This window comes from Cupriavidus sp. TMH.W2, from assembly GCF_050847365.1.
Taxonomy (GTDB): Bacteria; Pseudomonadota; Gammaproteobacteria; order Burkholderiales; family Burkholderiaceae; genus Cupriavidus.
The window spans coordinates 107,860-121,332 of record NZ_CP193796.1 but is presented as its reverse complement, the minus strand read 5'-3'; the positions used below and the strand labels follow the sequence as shown (position 1 = coordinate 121,332).

General features: G+C 62.2%; 11 protein-coding genes. 6 read left to right on the top strand and 5 right to left on the bottom strand.

The genetic code is table 11. The annotated features are described in order from the left end of the window. Positions 1-757: 757 nt before the first annotated feature. Positions 758-1,468 (top strand): AAA family ATPase, encoded by a 711-nt coding sequence (locus tag ACREYQ_RS33970; RefSeq protein WP_432263430.1) that lies wholly within the window; start codon positions 758-760, stop codon positions 1,466-1,468. Beyond that, positions 1,468-2,550, top strand: a complete 1,083-nt coding sequence (locus ACREYQ_RS33965) for a ParB/RepB/Spo0J family partition protein (protein ID WP_432263429.1) — start codon at positions 1,468-1,470, stop codon at positions 2,548-2,550. Before ACREYQ_RS33970 ends, ACREYQ_RS33965 begins: the two co-directional genes overlap by 1 nt. Positions 2,551-3,088: 538 nt before the next feature. On the opposite strand, the gene ACREYQ_RS33960 is transcribed toward ACREYQ_RS33965, so the two are convergent. Continuing rightward, positions 3,089-3,499, bottom strand: coding sequence for a hypothetical protein (locus tag ACREYQ_RS33960; protein ID WP_432263428.1), 411 nt, complete (start codon positions 3,497-3,499; stop codon positions 3,089-3,091). Positions 3,500-3,749: 250 nt separating this feature from the next. Here ACREYQ_RS33960 and ACREYQ_RS33955 point away from each other — a divergent pair, with 250 nt between their 5' ends. Together ACREYQ_RS33955 and ACREYQ_RS33950 are read left to right on the top strand one after the other, a co-directional pair. Beyond that, entirely contained in the window at positions 3,750-4,091 is a 342-nt protein-coding gene (locus ACREYQ_RS33955) for a helix-turn-helix domain-containing protein (protein WP_432263427.1), read from the top strand. Beyond that, complete coding sequence (locus ACREYQ_RS33950; protein WP_432263426.1) at positions 4,076-5,317, top strand: type II toxin-antitoxin system HipA family toxin; 1,242 nt, start codon at positions 4,076-4,078, stop codon at positions 5,315-5,317. The genes ACREYQ_RS33955 and ACREYQ_RS33950 overlap by 16 nt, the downstream gene beginning before the upstream one ends. A 24-nt stretch (positions 5,318-5,341) precedes the next feature. On the opposite strand, the gene ACREYQ_RS33945 is transcribed toward ACREYQ_RS33950, so the two are convergent. From ACREYQ_RS33945 to ACREYQ_RS33935, 3 genes are all read right to left on the bottom strand, one after another. Then, positions 5,342-7,495, bottom strand: coding sequence for a phage integrase family protein (locus ACREYQ_RS33945; RefSeq protein WP_432263425.1), 2,154 nt, complete (start codon positions 7,493-7,495; stop codon positions 5,342-5,344). Then, entirely contained in the window at positions 7,488-8,969 is a 1,482-nt protein-coding gene (locus tag ACREYQ_RS33940; protein ID WP_432263424.1) for an HNH endonuclease, read from the bottom strand. The genes ACREYQ_RS33945 and ACREYQ_RS33940 overlap by 8 nt, the downstream gene beginning before the upstream one ends. A 339-nt stretch (positions 8,970-9,308) precedes the next feature. Beyond that, entirely contained in the window at positions 9,309-11,000 is a 1,692-nt protein-coding gene (locus ACREYQ_RS33935) for a phage integrase family protein (protein WP_432263423.1), read from the bottom strand. 558 nt (positions 11,001-11,558) lie between these two features. Between ACREYQ_RS33935 and ACREYQ_RS33930 the strand changes: the two genes are divergently transcribed. Continuing rightward, the gene (locus ACREYQ_RS33930; RefSeq protein ID WP_432263422.1) at positions 11,559-11,960 is read left to right on the top strand and encodes a hypothetical protein; all 402 of its coding nucleotides are present in this window, start codon (positions 11,559-11,561) and stop codon (positions 11,958-11,960) included. 335 nt (positions 11,961-12,295) lie between these two features. Here ACREYQ_RS33930 and ACREYQ_RS33925 read toward each other — a convergent pair whose 3' ends face one another. Beyond that, complete coding sequence (locus ACREYQ_RS33925) at positions 12,296-12,703, bottom strand: response regulator transcription factor (protein ID WP_432263421.1); 408 nt, start codon at positions 12,701-12,703, stop codon at positions 12,296-12,298. A 423-nt stretch (positions 12,704-13,126) separates the two neighbouring features. Here ACREYQ_RS33925 and ACREYQ_RS33920 point away from each other — a divergent pair, with 423 nt between their 5' ends. Beyond that, positions 13,127-13,381, top strand: coding sequence for a hypothetical protein (locus ACREYQ_RS33920; protein WP_432263420.1), 255 nt, complete (start codon positions 13,127-13,129; stop codon positions 13,379-13,381). Positions 13,382-13,473 lie beyond the last annotated feature (92 nt).

Genomic DNA, 13,473 nt, shown 5'->3' with positions numbered 1-13,473 from the left:
AGAAGACGGCAGGGATACCAAGACCAGCTTTCATGCATGAAAGTGCTTGCGCCCAGATCAGGCTGGCGCGCACAGATAGATGCCGGGCGCCGGCCAAATCCTATGTCCTCACCCTTGAGGTCTACCGAGGCTTTGGGCTTCGCTCCGAATGAGGCGCCAGCTTTCAAGCGTGAAGGTACCCCTGTCCAGTAGCAAACCCGGAACCCGCGAGGAGCCGCAGCGTTGACGCGGCCGACTTTCACGGTTGAAAGTAGTCTCGGTTTTTCTGGAAGCGATCGAGTGCGGGCGGCGAGTAGTTTCAAGCTTGAAAGCTATGGCCGATGTTGTGCCTGGCGCCATGCATCTGATCGGAGGTGACAACTTTCAAGCATGAAAGTGGATCAAATACTCTCGGCCTGCCCGCAATCTACAAGCATGCGCGAACGTGCCAAGCAATCAGGCACCGGTGCGCCGACACCCAGTCAATTTTCATGCTTGAAAGTCAGGAGTCGGCGCAGGCGATCGCGTGCGCGGCGCGCAATGAACGTTGCCGGCCACAGTAGTGGGCGTTTCGAAGTCGTTGAAATTGGGTAGGAGCGCTTTCATGCGTGAAAGCGCCTGTCGTTCACATCTGGTTGCACTCTGTCGCTAAGTCGCAACGAAATGATCAAAAACTGATTGCGCTCGTACAGAAAAGCTCCTAGTACGATGTGATGCGGACTACAGTGGCGCCTGTGGTTGTTTTTTTGGAATTTGCAATATATTTTTGGGGAAATATATGGCTGCAAAGATTATTACCGTCTTCAACCAGAAGGGCGGATGTGGCAAGACGATGGCCTCGATGCAGCTTGCTGCTAGCTTCGCGTTGGGCGGGCTCCGGACCCTTCTGGTCGACATGGACAAGCAAGGGACCAGCACAATATGGGCAGGGCAGGGCGGAATCGAAAGGCCATTTCCTGCGACCGTCATCAGTCTGGCGCCGCTTCGCGAAAAGCTTATTGGTGAGATCGCCAAACACGCGGAGAACTACGACATTGTCCTGATCGATTGCCCTCCTGCCATTGAGTCATCGATCCCATGGGCGGCGCTGAACATCTCGGATATGGCCTTAATTCCGGTGATCCCGCTGATGGACAATGTTTGGGCCAGCCGGGAGGCAAAGGAACTGGCCCGGCGAGCAAGGGAGGAGAATCCGGAATTGCAGACCTACTGCATCCCGTCAATGTCTCGCCGGGGCAATGTCTTCAAGGCTTGCACAGAGATTCTGGAGGGGGATGAGGAAATTCCGCTGTTGGAAGCTGGCCTGCAGCAGCGTAATGCGTATGGCGAATCCCAAATGTTTGGACTCAGCGTCCATGGGCTTTCGGGATCTTCCGCGGCAACGAAAGAGGTGGAGGAACTTGCCAAGATCGTGCTCTCGAAACTCGGGATGAAGACGGCAAAGAAGCCGGCGAAAGCCAAGGTCGCTAAGCAGAAGGAGGCAGCGTAATGGCCAAGAATCGACTCGATCAGCTACGGCAGCAGGCAAGCAAGGCGGTTGCTGCTGCGCCGCCCGCAGACCGGTTTGCCCGAGCGCAAGCGCTGGTGGAACGGCAGCCAACTGGCTTTGCCGAGAAGCAGGCGGAACCCGCAAGCTCAAATTTGCCCTCAGCCGAGATTCTTCATGGGGACTTCGCCCATGAAGGCATGGCCAGCCCGTCGCTAAAGTTGAGCCGCGCCTCTGCTGCCGGCGAAGCGGCTCGGGTGTCCAAAGAGCCATACTACGAAGAGACGGACGTTGGGCTGATCGATGAGAATCCGTTCAACGCCCGGCGTCTCTATCGTCCGGAGCGCGTGCATGAGCTGGCGGGGAGCATGCGGGCGGACGGCCAACTTGTTCCTGGTATTGCCACCATTCGCGATGGCCGCCGAGTGCTTGCCGGGGGGCATTACCGCTTCAAGGCACTGAAGGTTGCGGGCATCTCCCGCATGAAGCTGCTGGTCCACCCTAGCTTGACCGACCAGCAGCTGTATCAGCTCTCCTACAAGGAAAACGCCGAGCGCGAGGCCCAGTCACCCCTGGACAATGCACTTGCGTGGCGGGCGCTCATTGACCAGGGCATCTACCCGAACGAGTCTGCGATCGCGGAAGTCACTGGCATGTCTCTGCCTAACGTCAACAAGACGCTGGCTATTCTGAAGCTCTCGGATAGTGTGCTCGACACCGTCAAAGAGCGGCCGGAACCTTTTGCCTTGTCCACGTTGTACCAGCTGACCCTGCTCGAGCGTGCAGCCGGGACAACTGTGGCGGCGGTGATGGCAATAAAGGTGCGCGACGAGGTAGCCGTATGTCGGGATGTGGAAGAGGCGAGGGCGCGCTACGAAAACAAAACCGCACGCAAGCAGAAGGAAACCTCCCGGCAGCACCGGCTGCTTGGCGTCGACGGGTCCCCGCTCGGCGTCCTCAAGGACTGGGACTCGGGCAAGGTCTCATTCGAAATCACACTCCAGGATTCCTCCCAGCGGCAGGCGCTTGTGGAGGAGCTCAAGGCCAGGTTCTCTCCGCAGCCTACAGACGGGGACCCACTGTGACGAATGGGAAATCGGAGAATCATGGCCCGGGTTTCAAGCAATTCACGGCCATGGCTCCGGTGAGATATGGGTGCTGAGACGATTTTCTGGCGAGGACGTATAACCGATTAGTGTCCGAACTTGCATTTGTTCAACGATAACGTGGCCGAATTTCTAGGTTGCCTTGTGCCACCTCGTCATCCAGCCACGGACGCAACTAACCGCCCCGAAGCATTCGCGTGGGGCAAACCCCTGCCGTTGTTGCCTTGGGGTCGTTTCTGCACTTGGGCCGAGTCGTGGGCGGCAAAGCCGCCAGAAAACGAGCGCGGACCGAGGGGAGGGCGACTTAGGCTCGGGCGCCGCCGTGCGATCAACTGCCGCGGCTGTTCCCGCGCCCAGCTCTTGTGCTCCGCCTGGGCCAGCGCGTGCCGGACGCCCGCCTGGTCCTCTTGCAGGCGGATGGCGTCCTGGCTTAGGCGGGGCCTGCCCGGCGGGGTAGAGGCCGAACGTGGAGCGGTGCTTCTGGAACCAGGCGCAATCGCTGCGCCCCACGAAAGGACTACCGCACCGAGATCGTCACCATTCTAAGGCGGCGCGTTGCCGGATCAAATTCGAAGTGGATGGAATGTGCCGGAAAGTCATAGCGTATAGCTATGCCAACATGTCCGAGGACCGGCTTAACGCCTGATTCTCGCCGAGAATGTTGAAGTCCAAACACAGCCTCTACCGCTTCCAGGCTTGCCGATATGTCGATGCCGTCGGCTAGCAGCCATGGATACCGCCCAAAGCCGATCTCCCCACAGGCCTTCAAAATGATCGTCTGAACCTCGCCGCCGGCATTGCATCTTGCCTGGAATCCAAGGCTCTTGGCTTCCACGTATAGTTGAACGTCTTCAACGCTGTTGGCAGAGAGGTCTACTTCGACACGGCTCAAATCCTTGCTTGAGGCAATGACCATGGCCGATTCCATGTCGATTCGACGTCGTAGCAGCTGAACTAGGCTCTCCAGATTCATGGTCGCCTGAGCAATCATCCCGGGACTGAAAAGTATAGTGACAGCAAACCAGAGGCGGGACGGTACAATGTCTAAATGTGACGCATACTTAACATAACGCTAATTATGCGAAAAGAGGCGTATGGGTCACTATACAAAGGCTCTTGGATAGAAAAGCAAATAATAATTTCTGTTTTAGGCGTCATTGGCTATTATGATTTACATCATGCCAAGAAAAGCCAAAGCAGTTTCGACTCTACCGGGACCGGTTAGCCGGTCGCTCATCCAGCTCGGCGTCAATCTGCAGCTGGCTCGCAAGAGGCGCAAGGAGACGATGGCGGCCTTCGCACAACGGATGCAGGTTTCGGTCCCAACCCTCCGCAAAATGGAACAAGGCGATCCGACAGTGTCGATTGCCGTCTACGCGATGGCCCTTTGGCTAGTAGGACGCCTCAAATGGCTCCCCGAGATCGCGAATCCTGCCGCAGACGAGGTCGCACTTGATCTTGAGATCACTCGAATTCAGCGTCCTGCCGCGACGTCGCAGGCCCAATGGAAGAAGCCGTGAACGATCACCTCTACGTGTGGTTCTACCGACCCCACAGCCGGGAGCCGGTGCCCTGCGGACGCCTGGATCTCATCGGGGGCCGGCAGTGCCTGTTCTCCTACGCGCCCGGATATCTGCAGCGTAAGGAAGCGATCGCCCTCTCTCCTGATTTGCCACTCCGTGAAGGCCAGTATGCAGCGCCACCTGGGTTGGAGCTACATCCCGTCTTCGAGGACGCCGGGCCGGACCGTTGGGGCCGGCGGGTCATCGATCGCGCCTTCAATCCGCGCAGGCGCGCGGCTATCGACTACCTGGCCTTGGCTGGGGAGGACCGAATCGGCGCCCTCGGCTTTGCGGCGTCGGGAGACCGCTACGAGGTTGATCACCCCCCCGTGTTCCATCGTGGCGACTTGCCGGGGCTGATTGAAGCCGCGCATGCTGTCGAGTTGCAACTGCCCATCGACGATCGCCTTAGGCAACTACTGCGACCGGGTGGCACGGCTGGTGGCGCGCGCCCCAAAGCGATCATTGACGAGGACGGCGGGCCCTGGATCGCCAAATTCCCCGCCGAAGGCGATAGCGTGGACTTTTGCGCGATAGAGCATGCCACGCTGCGCCTGGCTCAGGCCTGCGGCATCGAAGCTCCGGAGTCTCAACTTGTCCAGCTGGGGAGGACAAACGCGCTGTTGGTGAAGCGCTTTGACCGTGATGCAGACGGCGGCCGCATTCACTTCGCGAGCGCGCGGACGTTGCTATTGGCAGAGGGAATTCCCGAGGAACAGATGTCCTATGCGGACATTGCAGAGCTTGCCCGGCGCTATTCCCCCCAACCACTCGAAGACAGTCTTGCGATGTTCCGACGGATGCTCCTTAACATCCTCATCGAGAACACGGACGACCATGCCAAGAACCATGCCTTCCTTCATCATGGGGGCGAAGGGTGGAGCCTGTCCCCGGTCTACGACATCCAGCCTCAGTTGCAGGGCATTCCATATCAGCAGTTGATCGTTGGGGACGAAGGCACGGACCCTACTCTGCGGAACGCCCTCTCCCAGGCCGCCCGCTTCATGCTCACGCCGGCTGAGGCGCGCGCCGAGGCCGAAGAGATCCTGGACATCGTTTCTGGATGGCGGGAGATTTACGCCGAGTGCGGAGTCACCGATCGTGACATCGAGGCGTGCGCACGCTACATGATGCGTGACACCGAGCTCCCGCCGCTGCCGACCAGGCGGCGCGCCGAGAGATGAGGCAGACGGAAGACATTGGCCTCGCTATGAGCTCCAGAATTTCTTCATCACGGCCATCCGCCGTGCCTCCTCCGTGGTGACGTAGCGGGTGGTGGTGTCCAGAGACGCGTGGCCGGCGTTCTGCTGCACGACCTCGAGCGGTGCGCCGGCTGCCAGCGCATGTGAGATATGGGTGTGGCGCAGCCAGTGGGTGCTTGCCGCAGCCAGCCGCTGGGCACCCCGCGCGTCCGCCGCCGTTAGCGCCGCGGCACAGTCGGCAAAGAAGGCCTTGATCTGACGGTACAGCGTGTTGGCAGCCACGGCGGCGCCGGTATCCACCTGGGCCACGTCGCGCCGAGCCGCGATCGGTGAGCGCTCGGCCTGGTCGGTGGCCAGACCCAACAGTGCCACGCCCTGCACCATCTCGGGGTCGCGGGCATAGCCGCGCGCGACCAGGTAATCGCCTAGGGAACGGATCGCTGCGTCTGGCACCGGCACCCGGCGTAGTTTGTTGCCCTTCCCCATGACCGTCAGCCACCAGCCCTCCTCCCGCTCGCTCGACCCGGGGCTGGGCAGGCTCACCCACTCCAGGTCGTCGGTCTTGAGGGACACTACCTCCGACAGGCGCAGGCCGGTGGCATAGAGCAGCGGCAGGGCCAGCTGCAGACGCTGGTTGGCCGAGGTCCCCGGCAGTGTGGTCAGCCGCCCGGCAACAAAGGCCCACTGGTCCTCGGTGAGGCTGCGCCCAACGTCCAGCTTCGGCTTGGTGCTACGGGGCACGTGAACGCCCTGCCATGGGTTGCCGGACAGGTAATTCTTGTCGTTCAGAAACCGGTAGAGGTTGGCGAGTACGCCGATTGCATAGGTCTGCGCCGTGGCGCTGAGAGCGCCCTCGAACGGACGCCACAGCGGACTCCAGCGCTCTCTTGTACGTGGCGCGCACCAGTCGGCCGGCGGCGCGCCGAGGAAATCCCGGTAGGCGATGCAGTCGTCGGTGTCCATTGACGACAGGGGTTTGCCGCGAACCCGAATCGCCCACAGCAGGAACCGCTCTGCCTCTTTGCGGTACGCGCGCTGGGTGTTGGACAGGTAGTTGAGCCAGTCCAGCGGCCCCGGCAGCGTCGAGACATCCCGGCGCTGCGCGCGCATCCTGGCCACCGTTTCGGGGGCGAGCCCGGGTTTGGCACGCAACCAAGACAGGATCGCCTCGAAGTCGGTGTGCGCGCGAATCAGGCAGCGTGCCTGCGGCAAGCGGTAGGCGCCGGCGCTGCCGTTGAGCTCAGCAGGCACCACCAGCTTGTCCAGCGGCACCAGGCCGGCCGCGCCGTGCGGCACGACGCGCGCCAGCTCGTGCGCGTAGCGTTGGCGCCGCGGCACGGCCACGTGACCGCCGATGGTGCGCCCCAGCGTCTCGGCGTGGATCCGCAGGAAGGTCTCAATCGCTCGGGCCTTGCCGGCGCCGATGGCCGGAATGCTGCGCGACCACCCTTCTCCCAGGCCGTTGATCCGGTCGAGAAGATCGCCGAGCGTCACGACCCCGGCCGACTCCAGCCGGGTGGCCAGAGGATCGGCCAGCCACGCCCGACAAGTGTCCTCGACCAGCACCGGCTGTGCGTACTTCCCCTCGAGCCAGTCGATAGCTTCGAGCTGGCGCCGCATCAGCGAGGCGCGTTTCTTCTCGCGCTCGAGCGCCTTGCCGTACTTCTCCTCGTAGGCGGCGAGCTGTTCGCTTTCGCTAAAGCCATCGAGCCCGGCCTGGGCGGCGAACTCCTCCAGCGAAGGCAGGCCCAATCCGGGACGGCCGATCTGTCGGAAATCCTGGCGTACCAGGGTGGTCATGCCATGGCGCTGGGCGCGGCCGGCCGCGGCCGAGATCTCCGCTCGTAGCCAGGCTGTGACGCGGCGCACCTTGGGGTGTCCGGCAAAGCGGACGGCGGCCCGCGTCTGTGGGTCCAGATCCTGCTCGGTCCCCTCTTCGCCCTTGGGGGTCGCCCCGACCAATTCGGCCTCGGATTCGATCTCGCCCTCATCCATCAGGTAGCGCTCCCACATCGGGCGCGCGTGCAGGCCCTGGATGATGGCCCGCAAAAAGGCGAAATGGCCGCGGTGCAGTAGCCGGCGGGTGACGGAGCGCCGCCGGCGGAGTTTGGGGAGCACGATGTCTGCGACCGGTGCCGTTGGCTGGCTGGTGTCATGCATTGGCGAATCGATCCTTCCGGCCATGGAGCTCAAGGAACTTGCGGCGATGGCGCTCGAGGAACGCCAGGCGCTTGGAGGTCAGGTGGAGTTTGCCGTCGATGCGCAGGCGCATCTTCGGGTCCAGGCCCAGCTTTCGCTGTTCGTCCGGAGGAATGGGGCCAACCAGGAGCTTGCCGTCGCGGGCAAAGCTGATCAGCCATTTGTCGAACAGACAGTCGAGAGTCACCACCAGGAGCAGCCCGTTGTGCGGATCCAGGCGGGTCGTGTTGTCGCTTTCCTTCCACGGGACGATATGGCTGGCGCGAAGCGCTTCGCGCTGGCTGACGCCGGTCACCGCACACGCCGCACCCCAATGCTCTTCCAGTTGGCGCCGATAGCGGCCCTGCCCTAGGCGCGCGTCGACCAGTCGCTCGCGAGTCGTCTCACTGACCTTGCTCTTCTCGATAGCCTGCAGGTCGTCGAGGATGGCGCGCGCCCTGCCTCCATCAGAGTCCGGCGCTTTGCCTTTCGTCAAGATTTCGACCCCCGGGAGGTGTTGCAGATGCGCGTTGGTACGGCTGGCTGGCCCTCCTTTTGTCCAGTTCTCGTGCCAACCGAGTCCCAGGCTGTGCCAGGCGAGCAGACACATCGCCTTGAGTGGATACGGGCCATTGCCTTCGATCCAGAGGTCTACGGTCCGGCCCTCACGCCGGCCGCGAAACTCGGGAGCTCGCGCCAGCAACACAGCGGCCTTCTTCAGTGCAGCAACAGTGATCAGCTCGGGCGATGGTTCGTCGGTTGCGCCTTCTATCCCCGGGACCGGTGGAATCCCGCGAGGCAGGACATCGAAGCGCAGTGCACGAAGCCGGTCATGCTCGGGCTGATTGCCTCGAAGCAACCCCCGCGACTTTCGCACCACGCCGCCAGACTGCTTCATTGCCGCCCGGTAGAGCGACCAGAACGGGTACGGCTTCGCGCCGACCCAGACATCATAGGTGTCCGGCTTTGACGCCGGCGGGAGATCGGCGCACGCCAAGGCCGCCGCCACGACGTGTTCGCGCGTCAATTCCCGCCGCGCCTTTGCATGTACCAGCGGTTGGGCGCGCGAGCGTCGCGCACCACCCTCCGATTCCGTCTGAAGGTCGATGCCCTTGCATGATTGACCGGAGACTGGTCGCTTGCCCTTAGCCAGCACAGGAAAGCCCAGCTCTTGCAGCCGGCTCCGCCAAGCACCGTTGCGCGCATAGCCCTCACCTTCGGGCAAATCGCCGCCGGTGGCATACGCGAGAATCACCTTGGCGGGAAAAGGCTTCGGGCCCTGGCCGTCGCAGTCGATCCAGACATCGTAGTAACGGGAAGGCCCGAGTCCGGCGGGCGGCTCCCGGTCGTCATTCAGGAAGGCTCGTGCGGCGAAGCGCACATCTTCCGGGGTCAGGTCAGCGGCCCGAACGGCCGCGGTGGATATGCGTGGGGGACGTTGTTTGCGACTGGCCATAGGGGTGACAGGGGCCGCAGCGGCCCGCCAGCCCTATGCCGGTGCGGCATCCGCACGGATGAATCACATTCTATCCGCAAGTACGCGGACATAGATAGGCCATGCGTCGCTTATTGTTAGCGATCATGATACGAAAGGTTATCATGGCACGGAAAAATGAAAATAGAGTCTCATCGCATACGTAACATGCATTATGATAGTTACGTATTAGGCATAACAGCGGTCATGCCAAGATACAGCCAATCCGCTATCATAAGCCTTGTGGTTATATTGAAAGAAAAGAACCGATCAATTTAGATATAAGTAAGGATTCGCTGACCACCCAATTGGCCCACGCCGCTAGGGAGCGGAGAACGCCGCCCCGATTTGGCGGGCTCGTTTCACCTCGTCGCCGTGCAGGTAGATCGAGGTCGTCGAGATGGATGCGTGCCGTAGATTGTCCCGGACCGTCGTCAACTCCGCGCCGCGCGCGAGCGCATGGGTCGCATGAGTGTGCCGCATCCAGTGCGGGCTGGCTTGCCGCAATTTCTCAGCGGCGACCGGGTGGTCGGCCTGGATCAAATCCGCCGCTTGCATGAAGAATCGCCGCAACACGGCCCACAGTCGCGTCCCGGTGATGCTGCCGGCCGGATCCTGGCCAAGGCCGCCAATCAAGGGAGTCTTCGGGTCCCAGCGCGCTCGCGTGACTGGCAGGCCGCGCTCGACCAGATAGCGGTCGAGCGTCACGCGCGCCAACGGCGGCAGCGCCACCTTGCCCGCCTTGGCCCCCTTGCCGACCAGGCTGAGCCAGTGGTCGCCATGGGCATCGATTTCGATGCCACCAAGGGTTGCGCTGACGAGTTCGCTGGCGCGTAGGCCGGTCGCATACGCGAAGTCGAGTACGAATCGCAGGCGCTGGGCCGCCGGCGCTTCCCACCCATAGGACCACTCCAATCCATCGGCAAGGGTGCGGAGCAGCAGCCATTCGCCCTCGGTGAACACGTGCGACGTATCCAGCGGCGCGGCACGCGCGCTGCCGCGCACCTTGATGCCCGCGAACGGATTGGCCAGCACGTACCGCTGCTGGATCAGCCAGCGGAACATGGCGCCGAGCACCGACAAGGCATAGGCCGTTGAACGCGGTGACAGGCCCTGTGCAAACGGGCGCCATTCGCTTGAGGTGCGTGGTCGAGGTGGCCCCACCCAACGCTGGAGCGGCGTCGGCCGGCGCAGGAAAGTGCGATAGGCAATCGCGTCCTCGGTGGTCAGCGACGATAGGGGACGCTCGCGCTCGACGATCGCCCACAGGATCAGCCGCTCGGCTTCCTTGCGATAGGCCCGTTGGGTGGCCGGTGACTCGTGCAACGCGAGCCAGGCCTGGACCGCCTCGTAGTCGTTCGACGCGCCGAGGGTGCAGGTTTGCCGCGGGGCGCGAAAGGTCCCGGACGAACCATCAACCTCGTGGGGCAGGCGCAGGTGCTCCCATGGCACGATCACCCCGCGGTCCGCCACGGCGATCAGCGCTCGGGCGCGCTCGGTGAGTTGCGGGTGCTCGGCGAAGAAGGCCTCGATCCGCCGGGCGCTCGCCGCTCCCAGGCCCGGCACCGCTGTCCACCAGCGACGCCGGCGCGGAATGCGCACGGTCAGGTCCGCCAGCGTCTCGATGCCGTGCGCGCGCAGCGCCTGCACGGCACGAGGCGGCAGCCACTGGCCGATGTCGTCGCCGACCTGCGGCTGCGGCGGGGGCAAGCGGCGCAGCCAGTCGATCGCTTGGTGGATGGCCTTAGCCCGCCCGACTCGCTCGGCCGCGCCGTGCACGAACAAAGCGGCGACGTCCTGGCGCTGCCGGCGGCGCGCGAACTCGGCCAACTGACGCCGGATGTGGCCGAGGATGCCGCGCGCGGACTGGCCGCTGGCCTTGCGCTCGCCCAGGTAGCGCACCACCGCGTCGCGGGCCGACAGCCCTTCGTACCAGGCGCGTAGCGCGGCCAGCGACGCCGCATCGGGGAAGTCAGGCGGCGCCTGATGGGTCTGGGGGTTGGCTGGCAGCATTTTCATGTCTACCAGTTTAGTGCATCGATGAATCTAGTGCGATAAGAAGAGTTATCGCAATAGCTTTGCAAGTTTGCTGAGTGCAGCCGTGCTGGAGATCCAGCAATCAAGGCGCGCTTGGCCGCGATGCTCGCTGGAACCACTGGGTGGCAATGGGCTGCCGTCGGTTCACCCGCCGATCGAGTACCGTCTGCATCTGAGTGGTAGTCCACGCCATCGCCATGTTAGCCGATAGGTCTCGCGCGTCGGCGACGGGCATGCATCCTTCAGCGCGTCTAGCCTGCGTGGGTGCGATTCGGCCTGTACAGCGCGAGTTGACGGCCTCGTTACGCCGGCCGCCGTTCCAGATAACTGCATCTCGGGCGTTGCCATACCGGCCTCGCTCTCGCCGTCGATACGCTTCTCAATTCGCCGCGGCGCACGTCGGCATACAGAGCCAGTGCGCGGCACATTGCCCTACCCTTAGTGAGGGTGACAATGGCGGTCTTGCCCATCGCCTCACCCTCGGCCAACGCGAACTCACGAGCCTTTTCCGGCTGTTGTTTGGGAGCACGTGGTATGTCCAATTTTATCGTTCCACTCGGTGGTGGTGCGCCGGGCGAACTGATCCAATTCGAACCCAGCGAAGAATTCGAAGTTTGTCGATTGCGGGCGGTCTATCGTGATCAAGTCATTGACCTGATGGCTCCAGATTTTTTCGAAGCACTCCGCCAGATCCGCAGCATTATGGCGTTGGCGGGGTTAAGTCCGCTTTGCTACGGCGCGAGCCTGGATGTTTATTACATCGACAACGGTGAGCAAGTCGGCAAAGGGTTGATCTTGCACCGGCTCGTCATGGGGCATAAAACCAGCGAGGCTGACCTCCTCGAGACCTTTAACACCGGCCCCGACATGTGCCCGGCGACGGTTGTCGAACAGCAAAAGTACTACCAGCAATGGCTATTAAGCCTACGCGCATAGCTCTATCATCGAGGCCGCGCTCGCCTTCGCCGTCACCGTCCCCATGATAGCGTGACAAAACGTCGAACAAGGGTCCTCGGGGGGCAATGACCCGAAAGACCACTGGCGCCGCGCCGCATGAGACCATGGTCGGGTCGCGGTCAGCCAGGTACGCGGTCGGCGAGTCTTCGATGGTGAGCGAAGCGGGCCAAGTAATCGTGCCATGACGGGCTGAAAGGCGTTGGCACGCTGGAAATCCGCTCGACATGCCATAGGTGGCCAGCGCAATGAGTTTGTAGATGCTCCAGGTCTTCAACTTTCCGCCCGGACGGTCACCACCGTCGCTGAACAATGCCTCAGCTGTCAATACCAGGCTCTTCCAGCGCCGGCAGATGCAGGTTGGCGCCGCGTTGGCGCGCGGCGTAGACCGCTTCAATTGCATTGCGTGCACCAAGCCGATGGTAGAGCTGTCCCGCGTGGCTTTTAACCGTAGCAAGGGATATGTCGAGCATGCGACTGATTACCTTCAACTGGTGTCCCTTTGCCAGCAATAGGAGGATTTGATACTGACGCGGCGTCAAACGAAGCATGCGGGCTTCGTCCGAACCTGCTGCCGATAAGCTCGGTGAAAGCGCCGGCGGGGGACCTGTCAGATGTGCATTCCCGGCCAGGCGTACAGCGCGCTCCACGGCAGTCTGCTGCGCATCCGCAGGTTGATTCGATGCCGGCTGCCTTTCAGGATTCCATGACATGTTCGGCAACATCAGCAAGGGCGCGGGGGGGTAAGCGGTGCCAGGATTCCTCTAGCAATCGCGCTGTACCGTCATGTGCAAATGACCCGACAACAATCAGTAGCTGAGTCTCTTCGACCTTGCCAGGCAGTCAGCAATCTGAATCGTTCCAGGCGAGACCGCTTTCGCGACAACCCTGCCGCACTGCATCCAAGGTCTTTGGGCAGTAGGAAAGCAAGCCTCTGTGCGGCCAGTGTCTAAGAGACTACCGCGCCGACTCCCGACTTGTCAGCGCGCCGCACCTAGGAAGTTCCCTGATTTGGGAAACAGAGTGTAAATGCCCTCTCGCGTTCGGTTACATGAAGGGTACGGTGGCTCTAGTTGTTGCAGCCCGGAGAAAGCCCGGAGAAATGCGCTACGGGATTCGAGGGCGACAGGACAGGCTTGGAGGCCACAATGCATCCTGAAAATCACTTCGTCATCATTTACACGCTACCAACGGGGGCCAGCCACTTTGCCGAAATCGCTGGCCGGTGTGCTTTCCGATTTGGCCCATTCGGGACGAAGGCTACTTCTCTCCAAATGGCATCGGTGCTTTTTCCTCAGCTTCGCGTCATCGACCTATCGGTGCAGGGTCATGAGCTTGACGAGGTAGAGCTGCTTATCTTGGCAAATGCCCAATTCATGAGCGAGCTGTCGGCCGCCGCCTAGTCCACTCTGCAGGATGGCTTCGGTCCCCGTCTTGGCTATCTCTATGCCATACGCAGCAAGCGGCAGGACTCACCGACCGGAGAGGCCCCAGG